Annotated in this window: 14 protein-coding genes, 2 pseudogenes and 1 other annotated feature; of the genes and pseudogenes, 7 read left to right on the top strand and 9 right to left on the bottom strand. The window is 39.4% G+C overall.

What is annotated here, in order from left to right; genetic code table 11:
• The first annotated feature begins 83 nt into the window (after positions 1-83).
• Positions 84-1,271: an MFS transporter gene (locus M1D81_RS03230; protein ID WP_456265651.1), complete on the top strand. Its 1,188-nt coding sequence runs from the start codon at positions 84-86 to the stop codon at positions 1,269-1,271.
• An 18-nt stretch (positions 1,272-1,289) separates the two neighbouring features.
• Here the strand turns inward: M1D81_RS03230 and M1D81_RS03225 are convergent, their stop codons facing one another.
• Together M1D81_RS03225 and M1D81_RS03220 are read right to left on the bottom strand one after the other, a co-directional pair.
• Complete coding sequence (locus M1D81_RS03225) at positions 1,290-2,735, bottom strand: DUF4179 domain-containing protein (RefSeq protein ID WP_456265652.1); 1,446 nt, start codon at positions 2,733-2,735, stop codon at positions 1,290-1,292.
• Complete coding sequence (locus tag M1D81_RS03220; RefSeq protein ID WP_456265653.1) at positions 2,704-3,249, bottom strand: sigma-70 family RNA polymerase sigma factor; 546 nt, start codon at positions 3,247-3,249, stop codon at positions 2,704-2,706. Before M1D81_RS03220 ends, M1D81_RS03225 begins: the two co-directional genes overlap by 32 nt.
• Before the next feature lie 368 nt (positions 3,250-3,617).
• On the opposite strand from M1D81_RS03220, the gene M1D81_RS03215 reads away from it, so the two are divergent.
• Entirely contained in the window at positions 3,618-4,178 is a 561-nt protein-coding gene (locus M1D81_RS03215; RefSeq protein ID WP_456265654.1) for a GNAT family N-acetyltransferase, read from the top strand.
• A 68-nt stretch (positions 4,179-4,246) separates the two neighbouring features.
• Here the strand turns inward: M1D81_RS03215 and M1D81_RS03210 are convergent, their stop codons facing one another.
• Positions 4,247-5,251, bottom strand: coding sequence for a hypothetical protein (locus M1D81_RS03210; protein ID WP_456265655.1), 1,005 nt, complete (start codon positions 5,249-5,251; stop codon positions 4,247-4,249).
• Positions 5,252-5,494: 243 nt separating this feature from the next.
• Positions 5,495-5,907 (bottom strand): annotated as a pseudogene (locus tag M1D81_RS03205) (tyrosine-type recombinase/integrase); the annotation flags it as partial.
• 268 nt (positions 5,908-6,175) lie between these two features.
• Between M1D81_RS03205 and M1D81_RS03200 the strand changes: the two are divergent.
• The 4 genes from M1D81_RS03200 to M1D81_RS03185 all read left to right on the top strand — a co-directional run bounded on the left by M1D81_RS03200 (position 6,176) and on the right by M1D81_RS03185 (position 10,843).
• A complete protein-coding gene (locus M1D81_RS03200) occupies positions 6,176-7,063 on the top strand; it encodes a helix-turn-helix domain-containing protein (protein ID WP_456265656.1) in 888 nt (295 codons plus the stop codon).
• A gap of 219 nt (positions 7,064-7,282) precedes the next feature.
• Positions 7,283-7,547: a binding site (T-box leader), on the top strand.
• 57 nt (positions 7,548-7,604) lie between these two features.
• Positions 7,605-9,266: a 2-isopropylmalate synthase gene (locus tag M1D81_RS03195; RefSeq protein ID WP_456265657.1), complete on the top strand. Its 1,662-nt coding sequence runs from the start codon at positions 7,605-7,607 to the stop codon at positions 9,264-9,266.
• Positions 9,267-10,376 carry a helix-turn-helix domain-containing protein gene (locus M1D81_RS03190; RefSeq protein ID WP_456265658.1) on the top strand — a complete coding sequence of 370 codons (1,110 nt, stop codon included), beginning with the start codon at positions 9,267-9,269 and terminating at the stop codon, positions 10,374-10,376.
• Positions 10,358-10,843 (top strand): YbaK/EbsC family protein, encoded by a 486-nt coding sequence (locus tag M1D81_RS03185; protein ID WP_456265659.1) that lies wholly within the window; start codon positions 10,358-10,360, stop codon positions 10,841-10,843. The genes M1D81_RS03190 and M1D81_RS03185 overlap by 19 nt, the downstream gene beginning before the upstream one ends.
• A gap of 79 nt (positions 10,844-10,922) precedes the next feature.
• Here the strand turns inward: M1D81_RS03185 and guaA are convergent, their stop codons facing one another.
• The 5 genes from guaA to M1D81_RS03160 form a co-directional block, all read right to left on the bottom strand.
• Positions 10,923-12,464, bottom strand: a complete 1,542-nt coding sequence (guaA, locus tag M1D81_RS03180; protein ID WP_024424487.1) for a glutamine-hydrolyzing GMP synthase — start codon at positions 12,462-12,464, stop codon at positions 10,923-10,925.
• A 186-nt stretch (positions 12,465-12,650) separates the two neighbouring features.
• Entirely contained in the window at positions 12,651-14,855 is a 2,205-nt protein-coding gene (locus tag M1D81_RS03175) for a DUF4129 domain-containing transglutaminase family protein (protein WP_456265660.1), read from the bottom strand.
• Positions 14,856-14,864: 9 nt separating this feature from the next.
• Positions 14,865-15,950, bottom strand: a complete 1,086-nt coding sequence (locus tag M1D81_RS03170) for a DUF58 domain-containing protein (RefSeq protein ID WP_456265661.1) — start codon at positions 15,948-15,950, stop codon at positions 14,865-14,867.
• A 101-nt stretch (positions 15,951-16,051) separates the two neighbouring features.
• Positions 16,052-17,014, bottom strand: a complete 963-nt coding sequence (locus tag M1D81_RS03165) for an AAA family ATPase (RefSeq protein ID WP_456265662.1) — start codon at positions 17,012-17,014, stop codon at positions 16,052-16,054.
• A 102-nt stretch (positions 17,015-17,116) separates the two neighbouring features.
• Positions 17,117-18,016 carry a cation diffusion facilitator family transporter gene (locus tag M1D81_RS03160; protein WP_456265663.1) on the bottom strand — a complete coding sequence of 300 codons (900 nt, stop codon included), beginning with the start codon at positions 18,014-18,016 and terminating at the stop codon, positions 17,117-17,119.
• Positions 18,017-18,498: 482 nt separating this feature from the next.
• On the opposite strand from M1D81_RS03160, the pseudogene gabP reads away from it, so the two are divergent.
• Positions 18,499-19,895, top strand: a pseudogene (gene gabP / locus M1D81_RS03155) (GABA permease); the annotation flags it as partial.
• Positions 19,896-19,929 lie beyond the last annotated feature (34 nt).

The following is a 19,929-nucleotide window of genomic DNA, read 5'->3' as shown; positions in this document are numbered from 1 at the left end:
CTTCATGAAAAACATCAATTTTACTTATGTTAGCACGGAATTTAAACTAAAGACAACGTATCAACATGAAGGAAGGGTTCAAAATGAAAAACACATCTCATCAGCTATTGATTATTCTTTTAGCTGTCGGTTCATTTGTCACAGGCACGTCAGAATTCGTCGTGTCTGGCATTCTAGATATCATTGCTGTTGATTTACACATCTCTATTCCTGCTGCCGGACAGCTCATCACCGTCTATTCTCTTTTTTATGCAGTGGGCGCTCTCTTTTTAGTCATGGCAACGTCGAAACTAAACCGAAAAAAGGTTTTGTTATCAGCTATTTTTGTGTTTATTTTAGGCAATATGCTCGCCTTTTTCAGCCATCATTTTGTGCTGCTCCTGCTCTCTCGTGTCATCATGGCCATGAGCGGCGGCTTATATATTGTCGTCGCCACGAATTATGCAGCGCAGATCGCCCCGCCAGAAAAAAAGGGAAGCGCAATGGCGACTGTCATTACTGGATTCACTGTTTCACTCGTACTTGGTGTGCCGATTGGAACATTTCTATCAGGTCACGTGGATTGGCACTATATTTTTCTCATCATTGCACTAGGTACTGCTTGTCTCTTCTTGCTTCTTTATCAATTGCTGCCACGCATAGAGGGACATTCTCATCTGCCATTAAAGCAGCAATTACACATTCTTCAAGACCGCAGAGTGATCAGCGGCTTAGCAACGACCGTCTTTTGGATCTTAGGCTACACGATGGTCTTTGCTTATATCTCTCCTTTATTACGACAGACCGCCGGCTTTTCAATTGAAATGACAAGCATGGCCTTGCTCGTCTTAGGCATTTCTGCTTTTATTGGCTCACGCTTTGGCGGCTTCGCCGTCGATCAATGGGGACCAAACCGAACCATCTCGATCAGCATCATGATCCAGATGTTCGCTCTCTTTGCCTTATTCTTTACGCAATTCTCAACAATTAGCGTCTTGATCACACTCGCCATTTGGGGCATCGCCACATGGACAACAACACCAGCGAAGCAATTTTATCTGATCTCCCTTAAACCCCAAGCATCAGAAACCGTGCTAAGCTTTAATACAGCGATTATGAACATCGGCATGATGCTCGGATCGTCAATGGGCGGCATGATTATACAGTATACAAATGTGACTAATTTAAGTTGGATAGGCGGGTTAGCTAGTTTTGTGGCGTTGATGTTGATTAGGTATTCGTTCAATCGTCATCGACTGGCGGGACAACAGACAAAAAGCGAACATGTATAACCATGTTCGCTCTCTTATTTATTGACTAGCTTTTGAAGTTTCTTTTTTGACTGGAATGGTTACCTTTATCGCTTTCTGTGGTGCCAACATATTCAGTTCTGACAAATCAAGGTAAAGCCCATATTCTTTAAAAGAAAAATGCTTTAATGATAAAGTTTCTAAATTCTTATCATCAAATTCAAAGGTGGATTGCATGGTAGCTGTCTTTAAATTCGTCATCTTCGCATGGTTCCCCTTCAAGTAATATTCGCTTTCATAGTCTGCTTGTGGATTGGGCCATGATTTCATCTTTTCAACATCGCCTAATCCAATGAATTCACCTATATTCTCCATCACATCCTGATCTAATTCTTTTTGATCTACTCCAGTAAATTGATAATCAACAATCACAGAACGGTCTTTTTGCTCTATCTTATTGATTTTGATTCCGATGCCACGGTGTTTTGTTTTGAACTGAACAGGCAGCTTTGTCTTGAGAGGAATGATGTGGCTGTATTCTCGTTCGTTTCTCACATCTGTGTAAAATGTCAATTCAGTCGCCTTTGGATTGATCGGCTGATTCAAAATCGTCAAATGATCTTTTCTCGTTTTGTCAGAAGTCAGTTGTTTTTTTCTTAAAACGGTTCCAATCTCAAGTTCATACTCATTCCCTAAATTATCCTTCATTCTATCAATACTAACTCTATCATCTTTGGCAAAACCATTGTAATCAATGGCATATTGAATAGCAGAGCCATTCACTCCATTTTCTACCTTTACGTTTCTTATTTGATAACGTCCATTTAAAATAGACACGTCTTTTTGTCCCGCTAGTAAGGTGGTTTTTTGCTTGACCACAGGTAACTTGAAACGCCAATTCCCTGCAATATCCCCAATCTTCGAAATGACAAGTGGCACTTGCTGACCTTGTTTGATCGTTTGTCCGTTTGTATAGACTTCCGTCTGTCCAACATAGCGGCCATCTTTTAATTTTTTCAATTCTGTTTTATCATAATTAAGTTGGAAGTTTCCATCGATTTTTTCTGCATTCACTCTCAACGAAACAGAATCTTCTTTTGTATGGAGATTCTCCACCGTGAACGTATAAACAAGCCGCCCGGCATCATAATACACACTGTTTACTTTCACAGTAACCCCTCTTGATTCAGCCCCCTCATTGACATGTTTCACCAAATCACTCTGAAAAAGAGCCATTCCTACTTTATCGTGAAACATCATATAAAATTGCCCAATAATCGGTACACGTGCCATTGCTGTATTAAGAGAAGGAAAAAGGAAACCTGATGAAAAGTAAAGGACGAGGAGAACAATGGCAGAGTATATTGGCGTTCTCCAGTTCCATTTGAACCAATGTCTTTTCTGTTCCTCTTTCACATCCCCAATGGCTTGGCGAACAGCAGAGGTCACTTCAACCTTTGGTACATCAATCTCATCATAAAGCTTCTTCATTTCTTTTTGTTCCATCGACACTCTCCTCCTTCTCCAACGTTTGCTTTAATAACTTTCTTGCTCGATACAAATGAGTTTTAACCGTTCCTTCAGGCACACCGATCTGCTCAGAAATCATCGAAATTGAATAATCTTGAAAATAAAACAACTGAATGACCACCTGGTATTGCTCATCTAACACTTCAAGTGCATGTTTTAAATCGAGCTTGTCTTCCAAAAAATCATGACGTTCAACGCTTTCGTGCTGCTGTTCAAACGGAACAACATCTTGCTGTTTTTTCTTCATCGCAAAAATTGTATGAATCAAAATTCTCGTCAGCCAGCTAGAAAAATAAGCCGGTTCTTTCAAACCAGATAGATGCTTAAACGCTTTAAATACCGTCTCTTGAACAGCATCTAACGAATCCTCTTTATTTCTAGTGTAGAGAAAAGCCGTTTTATATAAACGCTCCTGATACATCAGCATTAATTTCTCAAATGCCGGGACATTCCCTTTTTGTGCTTTTTTAATCAGACGCACTTGCTTCATCTCACTCACACCTCCTACACCTGTTAGAGCAATCTTTCTCTCAAACGGTTTCAACAAATGGAAATTTCTTTTCCTTAGCATATGTCGGACAAAAATAGAAAAAGTGAATAACGGGCCGTAAAGAACATGTCGAACATTTGATATAATGGAAGAAATATGTACAAAAAGGAGTAGTCGATTGTTTCTATTTGAAGAACCCACGTGTGCTAGCTGTCAGAAAAAGATAGAAGGAAACGAAGAAGTGTACGTCAAGCTGACCTATCCAAAGAGAAATGGAATGACAGAGGTGAAGGCTTGGCTGAGGAATGAAGGGGTTTTTTATTGTAAGGCATGTACAGAACAAAAGACATCGCATGGAGGATAACCAAATGAACAAAATCAATTTTCCCCAAATATCTCCAACGATACATACCGAAAGACTGATCTTAAAACAAGCAACGATCGAAGACGCTGAGGATATGCACATCTATTTATCCAATGAAACCGTGTGCCGCTACATGGGGATTGATGCTCATGAAACGATTGAAGACACAAAAGAAGAAATCAAGTGGTATCACAACATCTTCAAAGAACAAACAGGCATCCGCTGGGGCATTTCTCTAAAAGATGATCCTGCGATCATCGGCAGCTGCGGCTTTCTCAATCTAGAAAAACAGCACCTCCGCACCGAAATTGGCTATGAATTACACCACGATCATTGGAGAAAAGGCATCATGAGTGAGGCGATTGCTGCGGTGCTACGATATGGATTTCAGGAAATGAATCTGAATCGGATTGAAGCGATTATTGATCCAGAAAATACATCTTCCGTTCAATTATTGGAGAAATTTGATTTTGTAAGAGAGGGTTTATTGCGGGAGTATGATCTTGGTCAGAATGGGTTTGATGATGTGTTTATGTATTCGATTTTGAAGAGGGATTATTCATAGTAGTTCTGAAGAATATTTCAAGGAAAAATTCTTCAGAACTTCTCATATTGATAAACATTTACCTTTTACTAATGAATTAACTCATACATAAAATCGCTTACATCTTCTATTTCAATATCTGTTTCAATATTTTTATGATACAATTTTTCAAGTGAACATTTTAATATTCGTAGCTTTGCCTTCACTTGACTAAAATCAGTGTATAATTGATTACGATTTTTTGAAACTTCAAAAAATAAATTTAACCCGACATAAATTTCACTAACACCTGCATTCGAAAGTTCGGAGTAAACTTTCAATTCAACATTTGGTACAGAATTTTTGAATTTAATATTATACTTAGGTTTAAAATGATATATCAACATTGCCTCAGTTATGTTAATTAAAGAGTAATCTGTTAATTTCGAACCCAATTCATCCGTTTCTTTCCATCTAGAATTCCCCATAATGATTTCATTTTTGAATTCATAATCACTAAACTTATTTATCAATTTAGAATTACAGCGGAGTAAAAAAACCATCAACTCTTTATTTCTATATTTTAAGTTATAATCTCTATAAATCTTTAAAATTTTCTCATGATTCGAAAGCCTATCATAAATATTTCTCCCATTATTTTTAGTTATCGATTGCCCAATATAAAGAACTTCAAATGTATTGCTAGTCTCTATATTGCTATTAGAAATATTTATTAAATCGTAGATAGTCCTCTTTATTTTATTAGGTACACTATAAATTTTCTGCTGATTAATAAATTCAACACCTTCCTCTCCAATACTTAATTCTAAAGCTGTTCCATAATCACAAACTTCGTATTCTATAAATTCAATTGGAATAAAAAATGGTATAGTAAAATTGATCACTTTTTCTTCATTAGAACTTAAACACTTATACTTTATGTTTAATTTGCGATCAAATTTGGAAACTTCAATGATTTCATATTTATCTGACAACATTATCATATATATATTAGAATCACTAAACTGCTCATAATGGGTTTTAATATCATCTAAGTACATATATGGAGCTATATATTGTTTATCAAAAAATATTTCTAACAGTTTACTTCCCATCCGAATTACCAACTTCTTTCATTTTTTTATTTTATATAGTGAATTTAACATTAAACAATATAATTTAACAAAAATTCGAATAATTATTATTATCACTACTTTGATCTTTTCTTGGTAATATATTATTAAAATTAATATTTTCTCTCGAAAAAAGCAATATAAAAATCTAATCTAGAATCATTAACCTTATTTCAATTTGAATTTTTATTGCTATCTAAGAGCAAAGCCTCTGCTTTATTAAATTCAATAATTGATTTCCATTAAATTTCCCGTCATTATTTCAGCAATTGCAGTATCTGCCCCACTCCACATTGAGCATAGTGTTTTAAAGTAATCTCTGGACTTGAATGTCCCATACATTGTGATAGTGATAGTGATAGTACTAGAACAGAAACATTAAATTCATTGATTAGATAAGAAGCATGAGAGTGCCGCAATCCTTTTGCTTGAATCCTTGTTACTCCTGCGAATTGAGAATAACGTTTAATGATTCTGCCTATTGTCGATTTAATCATTAGCAATCCATCATAACTAAAAATAAAGTCATTTGCTTTACCTAATCCTATCTCCAATTGTCTTTTCCGCCATACTGTTAATATATTTATTGTATCATCATCAAGAGCGATAATTCTCTTTTCATCTTCAGTTTTTGTATACTCCCCATAACAAACCTAAGCTGTTTGGAGAAACCGTGAAGGATTTTCCAGATGTCACACTCAAGGCCTAAGAGAGCATTTCCTTCGCATAGAATCTCATCCAATTCACGGACGATTTCTAGTTTTTCTCAGCAATTTCAATCAGTATTCGAATACCTAGTCTTGGGAACGACTGTCTCCGTTCTAATATTGCAACACAGCACAAAAAGTCAAGTTTCCTAAAGATCATTTCCGCTATACTAAACTTACAAGGCAAGGAGGTGCTCGGTTGTCCTATCAAGAACATGAGAAAACCATTCAAGAAACATTGAATTATATTGAACAGCATCTGAAAGATGATTTACCGCTTCAAACTCTAGCGAAACACGCTGGTTATTCTAGGTTTCACTTTCACCGTATATTCAAGAAAGTGATTAAGAAGTCAGTTGTCGATTATATAAGGGAACGTCGAATGACCCAAGCGGCGAAGGATTTAATTCATACGGATCAACGGGCGATTGACATTACATTGCAGTATCGATTTAGTTCACAGGAATCCTTCACTAGAGCCTTTAAGAAGATATATGACATGTCACCCGCACGTTATCGGAGATTACTAAGGAATGTCATTGATAAGGAGGAAACGAATATGGCTGCAAATCAGAACACACCTACTGGCTGGATTATGACGGGGGACACCCCATCTGACTATGAAACAGGTTTGGATAACAGAATTGTACACAGTGGTACTAACTCCGCTTATTTAAAATCAAAAGATGAAAAAGCACGAGGATTCGCGACCTTAATGCAGCAAATTAAGTCTGATCGTTACCGTGGAGAACGTCTTCAATTTTCCGCTTTTGTCAAAAGCGAAGATGTGAAAGGTTCAGCTGGTTTATGGATGAGGATTGACCATTCTTCAGGTGAAGTTCTTGCCTTTGACAACATGATGAACCGCCCCATTACAGGAACAAACGGCTGGAATCATTTTAGTGTAGTATTGGATGTTCCAGTCAAAAGTGAAGTCATTGCGTTTGGCATATTACTACATGGTCAAGGTCACATTTGGATGGACGAACTTAGTTTTAAAATTGTAGATGAAAGTGTGCCAGTGACAGAACAAAATACTGTGGATCATTTAGAGGATGAACCAGTGAATTTAAATTTTGAAGGCTAGCAGACTGAATTTAAGAGGAGGTTCATTGCCATGAAAAAAATTGGTGCGATTTTATTATTCGCTATGAATTCATTCACCTTTATTTGTGGCCTTGGAATTTTATTTGGTGAAGAGGATTAAAGATAAGCACCCATAGAACAAAAAAAATCAATTAAAAAAGATATCCCAATCACTATCTTCTTTTTATAGACTTGGTATAATAGAAAAAATCAGAAAAATGAGAATGCGATGATAAGGAATAGTACTTGCCGAAATGTTTTCAGAAAGTTGCTGGCTGATGAGAAGCAATAACAAAAAGGCAGGGAACTCACCTTAGAGTAGCCTTAGTGAAATGAAAAGTATCAATGTAGTTAAGGACGGGCCCCCACCGTTATATGGGAAGGATATAAGATCAAACAATCTGTATCCGAATAAGGGCATGATAATGTATGGTTATCATGAAACAGGGGTGGTACCGCGTAAGAAGAAGTCTTTCGTCTCCAAGTTAAATCTTGGGGATGAAAGGCTTTTTTTATATTCTATTTTCTAGGAGGAATCGATCATGTTTAACCACAAAAAATACGAAAAGAAATACTTTTTGCCACCGAACCTTACGTATGATTGGGTGAAGAAAGAAACATTAGAAAGTGCTCCGATATGGTGCAGTGTGGACTTGCGGGATGGTAATCAAGCATTACCTATTCCTATGAACTTAGAAGAAAAATTGGAAATGTTTCAGTTATTAGTAGAGATAGGTTTTAAAGAAATTGAGATCGCATTTCCAGCTGCTTCTGATACGGAGTTTAAGCTATTACGGACACTGATTGATCATCATATGATTCCAGACGATGTCACGATTATGGTGATCACACAAGCGAGAGAGCATATTATCCGCCGAACCTTCGAAGCCATTAAGGGAGTACCGAAAGCGATTGTTCATTTATATAATTCGACTTCAGAAGCGCAGCGCAGACAAGTATTTAAGAAAACAAAAGATGAAATTAAACAAATTGCCATTGATGGAGCTATTTTAGTAAAAGAACTTGCCGAAAAAACAAATAGTGATATTTATTTTCAATATAGTCCAGAAAGCTTTCCAGGAACAGAAGTGGATTATGCGTTAGATATTTGTAATAGTGTTTTAGATATTTGGAAACCGACACGAGCTCATAAAGCCATCATCAATATTCCGACAACAGTTGAATATTCAATGCCTCATATCTTTGCAAGTCAGATTGAGTATATACACAAAAATCTGTCTTACCGAGACAGTGTGACATTATCTGTTCATCCTCATAATGACCGCGGCTCTGGGGTGAGTGATGCAGAATTTGGTGTTCTGGCTGGCGCAGAAAGAGTCGAAGGTACATTATTTGGTATCGGTGAACGTACAGGGAACGTTGACTTAATTACCTTGGCGATGAATATGTATTCACAAGGTTATGATCCAAAATTGAATTTCAATAACCTAGAAGCGATTCGTAAAAAATATGAAAAACTAACAAAAATCACTGTTCCTGAGAGGCAGCCCTATTCTGGGGAAATGGTTTTCACCGCATTCTCTGGGTCACATCAAGATGCGATATCTAAAGGTATGAAATATAGAAAAGAAAATAAAGTTGATAAATGGGACGTTCCGTATATCCCAGTAGATCCCGTTGACTTGGGGAGGAATTATCAAGCGGATGTGATTCGAATCAACAGCCAGTCTGGAAAAGGCGGCATAGGCTATATACTAGAAACAAATTATGGCATTCAACTTCCTTATCAAATGAATGAAGCCATGGGATATGAAGCGAAGAAAGTATCTGATCAGGCAAGTAAGGAATTGTCTGTCGAAGAAATATATCATGTTTTTAAAGAACAGTATGTTGATTATCACCCTCATTTCCAGCTGCTTGATTATCAATTTCATAAAGGAGAAAAGCAGGAAGTTACCTTAACTTTGCTGAGAGATGATCAACAAATTGAAATACAAGGAACTGGCACTGGAAGTTTAGATGCCATCAGTAATGCATTAAAAGCATATTTTCATCTCGAATATGTGTTGGAAGTCTATGAACAGAATTCTTTGGGCAAAAATTCCCAAGCAAAAGCCTGTGCACAGATTGGAATTTCATATCAAGGAAACATGCATTGGGGTGCTGGAATTGATAAAGATATTATAGAAGCAACAGTGAAGGCCCTGGTGGTTGCAGTAAATAAACTAGAGGTTTGGATGTAGATGGAAAAAGATAAACTTGAAAAACATGAAGTGATGCAATATTTAAGAGAATATAACGAGCAAGAAATTTTTTATCAACAATACCTACAGAAAAAGCATGACAATCAATCATTGCAATTATTTTTGAAGGATTATGATAAACACAATTTAATGCATAAGCAAATATATATAGAAGAATTTTTGCAAAAAGGGCAGAACGAATTTGAAAAGGAAGATACCATGTGGTTAGGTCAGGAGAAAGATATCGAAGTGAGAAAGTATAGCCGTTTTATGCCTCAATTGTCGGCTATCCATGATTTCTTTGAAATGATCTATGTTCTGGAAAATGAGATGTATGTAGAAGTGGAAGACAAAAAAATGACTTTAAAATCAGGAGATATTGCCTTTATTCCACCTGACACCATACACAAGCCAATTGTAATGGAGAATACAATCGCCATGCAAATCATGATCCGTAAGAGTACTTTTCAAAAAGTGTTTTTTAAAATGTTAAAAGGAAACAATGTCATTTCAGAATTCTTTTTGAATGCATTGTATATAAAAGGAAATAAAAATATTCTTATTTTCCATAGTCACTTGGATAAACATTTGCTTGACTGCTCTCTTCAACTATTTACAGAAAATTATAATCGGTTCCCTAGTTACCAGTTGATTATGAATAATTTGTTTGAGATATTATTATGTCTCTTATTAAGATTCAAACCAAGTCATATGAACGTCAATCAGGTCAAACAATATCGTGATATACGTATTATTGAAATGCTCCAATATATTCAGCAATGTTGTGAGCATATAACCATCCAGGAGATGGCAGAGGAATTTAACCTTTCACAGTCTTACCTGTCAAAATATATAGCTCGTAAGCTTGGCAAATCATTTAGTGAGATTCGACAAGAAATAAGATTGGATAAAGCCTGCGAAATGCTCACTGGCAGCCATTCACAAGTAGATCATATTGCGGCAGCCGTTGGTTATCAAAATGTAGAACATTTCATTCGTTTATTTAAGAGAAAATATCACCTAACACCACATCAATATCGTTTAAATAATAGATCATGTCAAATCAATACTAATAAAAAGGAGAAATCATCATGTCAATCAACAAAGTAAAAGATTATTTTAAACAATATGATATGGATACTCGAATTCAAGAATTTTCAGTATCTAGTGCAACTGTAGACTTGGCTGCTTCTGCATTGGGCTGTGAACCTGAAAGAATCGCAAAAACACTCTCCTTTCTAGTAAATGGACAAGCTATTTTAATTGTGACCTCTGGCGATGCAAAAGTTGATAACAAAAAATTCAAGGAATATTTTAAAACAAAAGCTAAAATGCTTTCTCCTCATGAGGTCGTTGACTTGGTCGGTCATGAAATTGGCGGAGTATGTCCTTTTGCTATAAAGAATGGCGTTTCTGTTTATTTAGATATTTCACTCAAACGTTTTGAGACAGTCTATCCAGCCTGCGGAAGCAGTAACAGTGCTATTGAACTCACAATAAAACAATTAGAAAAACACTCCGGTTATTCACAATGGATTGATGTGTGTAAGGGATGGAATGATTCATTAAGACATTAAAACGGAAGGGAAAAGTGCAGTTAAAAATAAAAAAGAGCTAGAAACCCTTGATACACAAAGGTTTTTAGCTCTTTTACATTTATTCCCATTCTATCGTAGCAGGCGGCTTACTCGTAATATCATACACCACGCGGTTAATATGCTTCACTTCATTGACGATACGAGTTGAGATCTTTTCTAGCACGTCCCAAGGGATTCTTGCCCAGTCACTCGTCATCCCATCAATAGATGTAACAGCACGGATGCCGATTGTGTAGTCGTATGTTCTTGCGTCACCCATAACACCTACGCTGCGGATGTCTGGGAGAACCGTGAAGTATTGCCAGATGTCGCGCTCAAGGCCGAAGTTGGCTATTTCTTCACGTAGAATCGCATCCGATTCACGGACGATTTCTAGTTTTTCTTCAGAAATTTCACCTAGTACACGGATACCTAGTCCTGGACCTGGGAATGGCTGTCTCCAGACAATGTCATCAGGAATGCCAAGCTCTGAACCTAGGGCACGGACTTCATCCTTGAATAGCGTATTGAGTGGCTCAATCAATTCGAACTGCATGTCTTCTGGAAGACCGCCTACGTTGTGGTGAGATTTGATTGTTTGTGCCGTTGCTGTTCCGCTCTCAATGATGTCTGTGTAAAGTGTTCCTTGTGCTAAGTAGTCGATTCCTTTTAGCTTGTCCGCTTCATCATCGAATACATAAATGAATTCGTTACCGATGATTTTACGTTTTTGCTCAGGATCAGACACACCTTTTAGCTTGTTTAAGAAACGATCTTTCGCATCTACTTTAATCACGTTCATGTTGAAACCTTCGCTAAATGTTTTCATAACCCCTTCTGCTTCGCCTTTGCGAAGAAGACCGTGGTCTACGAAAATACATGTCAGCTGATCGCCGATGGCTTTGTGGATCAATACCGCCACAACAGATGAATCCACACCGCCGCTTAGTGCGCACAATACTTGCTTGTCGCCTACTGTTTCACGGATTTTCTGCATTTCGATTTCAATAAAGTTCTCCATTGACCATTTGCCATCACAATCACACACGCCGAAGACAAAGTTTTTCAATAGGTCATTTCCGTACTCAGAGTGACGAACCTCTGGATGGAATTGAACGCCATAGAAATTCTTCTCAGCTAAGCTCATGGCTGAGTTTGGACAATGTGCACTTGTTGCATCGACTGTAAAGCCTTCTGGTACTTCAACAACGAGGTCACCATGGCTCATCCAAACGACTTGATCAGTCGGAAGGTCTTTGAATAAAGCAGGTGTTCCGTTAATATGGATATCTGCTTTTCCATATTCACGCTGGCTGGCCGCTTCTACTTTCCCGCCTAAATAGTGAGTCATGAGCTGCATACCGTAGCAAATGCCTAGAACCGGAATGTCTAGATCAAAGATCTTTTCATCACAGCGGAAAGATCCTTCATCATAAACACTGTTTGGTCCACCAGAAAGGATGATTCCTTTAGGTGCCATTTCTTTAATTTCTTCAGCAGTTAAAGTGTGCGGATGAAGCTCACTGTACACACCAAATTCACGAATACGGCGTGTGATCAGCTGATTGTACTGACTGCCGAAATCGAGAACCAAAATCATTTCATTTACTAAATTTGTCATGGTGTCACCTCTATGTCCAATATAGTTTTTTATAAACGCACAGAAAAAATGAGAGGAGAAAACCTGCTCTCAGTGTGAATCACGCTTTTGAAGCGCCCAGACTCACATCCGAACGCTTCAATTTCATGTATTTTAGAAGGTTTTAATATTCACCTATTCTAACAACAGGAAGGTACGCGGTCAAGACTATCTCCTGTTTATTAAATTTTCCCATAACTTTGCCGATTGCTGCCAAAGCGCCGACGCATCCTCTCGCCGGTAGAGCGCACGTTCATAAAGCTGTGTCAGCTCTGACATATGATGATCTCCATTCTTCTCATCAATCAACGAAGCGAATTCTCTTAGCGTCATACCTGGCTTTTTCTCGATTCCTCTGCGCCCTAGCTGCTTTAATAGAGCTGCATACGCATAGAAGAATGCTTCATCCTCTGGCAGACGTTTCACCTTTCTTACAATAAAGAATGGCAGCCATCTTGTTCTGAATCGATAAAGCATCCAGCTGATGAAACCAAGCAGGACAATAGCTCCTGCCGCATAACCTATAACCCAACCAACATGCACCATATTTGGCTTTGCCTGCGCTGTTTGTTCCTTTGGTTGTGCAGGCTGCTCTGTCTCCTGCTGCTTCGGCTGGTCTTGCTGCTGATCTTCACTTGCATCAGAACTAGACTGATCTTCTTCTTCTTTTTGATCATCCGTTTGATCGCTTGAAACAGCTTCATTCGTAAATGTCTCTGGGTTTGTAAACCCTTTTGTCGGTTCAAAGGTGACCCAGCCTCTGTTTGGAAAATAAACCTCTACCCATGAATGCGCATTGTTATTGGTCACTTCATACACATTGTTTCCATCCATCTGTGTTTCATATAACTGGCCAGACGTATACCCTTTCACCCATCTCGCCGGAATTCCGATCGAACGAAGCATTACAATCATAGAGGTTGAAAAATTATCACAATAGCCGATCATCGTATCAAATAAAAATTGATCCACATAATCTTCATTACGACCAGGCACAGCGACATTCTGCGTCTCATATGAAAACTTCGCAGATCCTAAATAATCCTCGATGGCTTTCGCTTTATCATACATATTATCTTTCGTTTCCGTTAAGCTGTTTGCCAACGTTTTCACACGCTCTGGAAGTGACGATGGAAGCTGCAAGTATTCACGGCCAACCTGCTGATTCACCTGCTTCTTTGTCGGTACTTTGATTCTCTGCAAATCCTCCAGGATAAATGTAGGAGATAAAAAGCTGACTTGATAGTTCCCCAAATTTTTAGGTGGGTTTTGCATAGACGGGACAATTTTCTCCGTTTTGCCCATGATTTGCAGCGGAATGTTTTCCATTGGCGTCAGCATGATCGTTCCAATAGGATAAACAGCATGATTAAATCGATAATCCGATTCTATATCAATTCTTGTTTCATGCTCCTCTGTTTTCACTCGCTCAGTAAACCACCGATTCGGCACAGTGTCGTCCTTTAGCCGAGTAGGCTTCGTATCATTTGAAGCATCCTCCCAGCCCTTTCCTGTGTAAATACTTTTTGTTTCTACACGAAAGTATGATGGCTCCTTTCCGCTCCATTTAAAAACAGGTGTGCGGTCCTCACTAAACGGTCCGCCTAGCGCCGAATCATCTGCACTATATCCCACTTTATTCTGCCCGGCTGTCCCATCTTGATTCGTGACCGCCTTAAAAAACGGAACAGGATCGGGCCATTTCGGATCAGACTTTGGCAAAGAAGCACCCAGTGACGCTGATAGAAGGACAAGCGCCAGCATAGGCAAAAACCACTTTAGACGTGCTTTCTGTGACACCCGAACGCCCTCAGCTGAACGCAGTCGATCAAAATACAGCAATCCAAGCAAACAAAAGCCAAATACCATAATACGAACGATTGCAAAAGTCGCGTCATATGGAGTAAACGTATCAAGAATCGTGACATACACAATCGTCATCAGTAAAAAGAAAAAGATACGCTGCTGATAGACCACCCAATAATGTAGCAAGTAGACAAGCAGCCACAGCAAAATATAAAACAACAATGTGCGGAAAGACGGGTACATATCACTCCACATGCCCATGCTCATTAACGTGATATTATCCTTGATATCAGCAAACAAAGCAGCCGGATAGCCTGGCGCTGATTGATAAAAGATCAAATATAAGGCGAGCAAAATCAGTCCAGCACAAATAGGAAACGTCACATACCACTTCAGACGAAAGAACGTAAACAAACACGTAAGCCCGATAAAAATGATGAAATAAGACGTATGGCTCGTCTCTGTAAAATCTTGAAGTGGACGCAGCCACTCCCATAGCAGCAGAAAAGCTACAGCATAATAGATGAACAATTCAAAACGGCTTTGCCGCAGATGCGAATGCAGCATAAATGTTTGTCACCTCACAGTTCTTTCGTGCAGCCGGTCTTCAAATAAAAGGGTGATGCGTATTCCAGAGGCCTTGAGCCGGTCTACAAGCTGTTTTTCTTTTGTCGTGAAATGGTCAACGGCTTTCTTCACTAAAAGCACGGTGATGTTCTTTCTGTTTCGATTTCCAAAGAGACTTGCCGCAAGCTCCTCCTGCAGCTGACCCGTGACGACATATTTTCCTGAGTGCTGGTACTCACTCGCTGCTAACGGTTTATATTCTAGTGCGCGGGAAGGCTGATGCTGCACCCTTGTTAAATAATAAAGCATGTCCTGTAAATGAAGTTCTCCTTGATCGACTCGAAAGGCATGCTGATCTCCTAGAGGGACAAGACCTGACGGCACTCCTTTTTTCACAGCCGTTTGAAGAACAGATGCCGCAATAGAGACGACTGTTTCAAAAACAGCTTGATCAGTAAAATCAGCAAACACAACAAGGTCCTTTGCTTGATTCTGTTCAAATTCCTTCGTCATCAGCTGGCCTCTTCTGGCCGTCGTCTTCCAGTCCACCCAAGCAAAACGGTCTCCTTGCTGATATTCCCGTACGCCTGTTGTCACATTGGCCGGTTCATTGAACCACGAGTGAACCGCTTTGCCTCCATTTTCACTCACTGACTCAGCAGGCTCTACAGGGATATCCAGCACTTTTGGGTAGACAAGCAGCTTTTTCTCTAACGGAATGATGATTTCTTTTTCAACAAACCCAAACATATCACCCGTTTTGATTCTAACCGCTGTCAAATGATGCTCTCCTCGCATGACATCATTCAATTGATAGGAAAATCGCCAAGTTTTCCGAAACCAAGGAAAAAGCATTTGCTTCATTTCAATCTGTTCCTGTAAGTGAAAGGTATTTGGCGGAGCATCCTCTATCATGACGTAAACGTATGGAAATGGATGTGTCCGCTTGATTTCAAGGTCAACGGACAGCACATCCCCCGCCTTTAAGCGTGTTTGCTGTATTGTCCTCTTGGCTGTCGCGCGAAGCGGAACAAGTGCAAACAGCAAAGCATACAAAGCATATGGTAAAAATGCATAAAAAAGGAACCAACTCACAAACCCTCCCTGAAACATGGCATAACAAAAGGCTACCGCAGTGAGAATGATGAGCATCATCACTCTTAACCATAATGAAATTGCTATACGATGACGTGACTTCATTGAGTCATCGACTTTTGAACTGGCACGCCAACTTGCTCAAGCATTTGCCGCAGCAGTGTCTCCGCCTTCTTCCCTTCATATGTCGCTTCTGATGTCAAAATCATACGATGCGGTAATGTATAAGGCGCCAAATACTGTACATCATCAGGAATCACATAATCGCGCTGATTCAAAAGCGCATACGCCTGTGCCGCTTTCATCAAAGCGATCGATCCCCTTGGACTCACACCTAGATAAACAGACGGGTGTTTACGCGTCGCTTGAGCAATTTCAACAATATATTCTTTAATGGATGCATCCACATGAATGGTCTGAACAGCCTGCTGCAACGCATGGATATGTTCCTTTGTCATGACAGCTTGGAGCGTATCAATCGGGGATTGCTTCTCCTGCAAGTTGAGCACCTCCAGCTCCTCGAGCATGGTCGGATATCCCATCTGCAGTTTGAATAAAAACCGGTCCATTTGCGCTTCTGGCAGCGGATACGTCCCTTCATATTCCACTGGATTTTGCGTCGCCATGACGAAAAATGGATCCGCAAGCCGCATCGTTTCTCCGTCCACGGTGACACTGCCTTCCTCCATCGCTTCAAGCAATGCTGATTGAGTTTTAGGAGAGGTCCGGTTGATCTCATCAGCTAAAATAATCTGCCCCATGATCGGTCCTTGCCTAAATTCAAATTCATTCGTCTTTTTATTGTAAATCGACACGCCTGTTACATCTGAAGGCAAAAGGTCAGGAGTGAATTGGATTCTCTTAAACTCACAGCCAATGGATTTTGCCAAAGCACGAACCATCATCGTCTTCCCTACACCAGGCACATCCTCGAGCAGCACATGCCCCTTCGCCAAAATCGCAACAAGGCTTAATATCGCAATGTCTTTTTTCCCAACCATGACTTTATTGATGTTATCTACGATTTTTTGTAAATCTGAATGCATCGGTTCATCAAATGCCATCCTGATCCTCCTATCACGTTTCTGTCAAATTTCATATAGTCTAACTTTACCATACAACGCGCATTTGCATATAACATCAGCACGTATAAAAAAGAAGCCTTCTCACGATGGGAAAGACTTCTTCTCTTCTTTTGACTTACTTGCTGGCTCCATATGAACATGAGAGTGTAAAATATCATGCTCCTGTTTCATTCTTCGTTCAATTTCATCTGCAATATCATGGCTTTCTGCAATGTTCAAGTTAGGCTCGACCTCAACCACTACATCCACATGGACTGTACTTCCAAGATAACGCGCTTTTATATCCTTTAAATCGCCCACTCCTGGTGTTGCTTCAATGGTCTCTTTATATTTAGACATATCTTTGATATGAAAACCGTCTGTTAACGAATGAGAGGCATCTCTGAATATCTCCCACGCAGTTTTACAAATAATTAAGCCAATGACAAACGCTGCAAGCGTATCAATCCATGCCAGCTGAAATTGAGAAGCCATGATTCCTACAAATGTACCAATACTTACATACGCATCTGATTTATTATCAGCAGCTGCCGCATGGAGAGCCTGGCTATTAATTCGTTTGGACAGATTGCGGTTATAAATATACACACCGTACATCACAACAGCACTTCCTGCTGCTGTCCAAGCCGCGATCATATCCGGCGTTTGATGCTCAGATGAGAAGAACGACTGGCCTGCACTCAGCAAAACCTGAAGTCCAACAAGTATCATGATAAAGGAAGCCACAAGAGACGCAATATTTTCCGCTCTAAAATGACCATACGGATGATCTTCATCAGGCGGCTTTTGAGAAATACGCAGCCCAATCAACACAGCAAGGGATGCAATAATATCCGTCGTGTTATTCAATCCATCTGCTGAAAGAGCCTCTGAATGAAACACATACCCAATAATGAGTTTGACCGCAGATAAGATCACATAGGCAATGATGCTGACCCAAGCACCTGTTTCACCTTGTCTTAATTCGTTATAGCGCTCCATGTTGAACCGCGCCTCCTCACACATCACTTTTCTATTATTTATCTTACAAAGCAAAGCCCGTGTGGGTCTACAGCAACATGATTCGCTTATGTCAGCAAAATAGGATAAATAGAAATGTGTTGACCTAAGTAAACTTATTTTTACAAGGTCAAATGACCTCAAGACCTACTCCCATCAACCTTTTTCCAATTCTCTTCGAAATGGACATATCGTCAAATCACTCTTCTCTGGTCAATTATCAGAATAATTTTATTTTGAGACACAACTTCCCTCCTTCCTTTTTTATGCTATTTTAAAAATAAACAGAGGGAAAAGAGGGAACATAATCTCTCAAATCCTTTCTACTTTTTAACATCATGTTAAGAGGTTTGAAATGTCAGTTTGATAACCTGTCCAATGCTGAATGACAATTCAGTATGATAAAATTTAAAATATTCTAAAAACAAATTCTCTATTCATGAGAAATGTTTGGAGGTAAAGAAATGTCCAACATGACAAACGGTCTTCAAAAAAACCTTAAAACAAGACATATTTCGATGATCTCCATTGCTGGGGTCATTGGGGCAGGGCTATTTGTTGGTAGCGGCGCTGTCATTCATTCTGCAGGGCCTGGATCCATTCTTTCCTATTCTTTTGCCGGACTTCTGGTGATCTTTATTATGAGAATGCTTGGAGAAATGGCATGTGCGTATCCGACAAGCGGTTCTTTCTCACAATATGCGAGCGATGCCATCGGTCCATGGGCCGGGTTTACAATCGGCTGGCTTTACTGGTTCTTCTGGGTGATCGTCATCGCCATTGAAGCCATTGCCGGTGCTGCCATTATTCAATATTGGTATGGAGATGCACCTGTTTGGCTCACAAGTCTTATCCTCACAATCCTCTTAACATTAACAAATATCTTTTCTGTTAAATCTTTTGGCGAATTTGAATATTGGTTTTCATTAATTAAAGTCGTCAGCATCATTCTCTTTCTACTCATTGGTTTTGCATTTATCTTTGGTTTTGGCGGTCATCATACTTCAGGTCTTGCCAATCTAACAGGGAACGGCGGTTTTCTTCCAAATGGATTCAGCTCTGTGTTACTCGGAATCGTCGTCGTCATCTTTTCCTTCATGGGAACGGAGATTGTGGCCATAGCGGCCGGTGAATCAGCAGACCCAGTCAAATCTGTGACGACAGCCACCCGCTCTGTTGTATGGCGTATTATCGTATTCTATGTTGGATCAATTGCTGTCGTTGTCACCTTGCTTCCTTGGAATTCCGCAAGTATTTTAACAAGCCCGTTCGTTGCGGTATTAGAATACATTGGTGTTCCATCAGCCGCTCAAGTCATGAACGTCATTGTCTTAACAGCTGTTCTATCTTGTTTAAACTCCGGTTTGTACACAACGTCCAGAATGCTTTATTCATTAGCAGAAAGAGGCGAAGCGCCGAAACGCTTTATGAAAATCAGCCAACGTGGTGTTCCTGTAGCGGCTACAGTCGCAGGTACCTTCTTTTCCTACATTGCCGTCATGATGAACTACTTTTATCCTGAAACCATCTTTTTGTTTTTAGTCAATGCATCTGGCGCCATTGCTCTTCTTGTTTACTTGGTCATTGCCGTTTCACAATTAAGAATGCGACGCAAAATCGAAAAAGAAAATCCAGAACAGCTCAAAATCAAAATGTGGCTGTTCCCATACCTCACGTACTTTACCATTTTGGTCATTTGCGCCATCTTGGCATCGATGCTGTTTATCGAATCCATGCGGCCACAGCTCATTTTGACGAGTATCATTACCTTTGGCGTACTGGCTGCTTATTTCATCTTTAAACCGAATAAAAAAGTGCCTGCAAATGCGGCGCTTGAAAACAAACACCCGTAATTCTCCCGCTGAAAAGCGGGTTTTTTTATTTTATTCACCTAT

The organism is Bacillus sp. JZ105 (genome assembly GCF_053903125.1).
The sequence above is the reverse complement of the archived record's forward strand: the minus strand, read 5'-3'. Positions and strand labels throughout refer to the sequence as shown.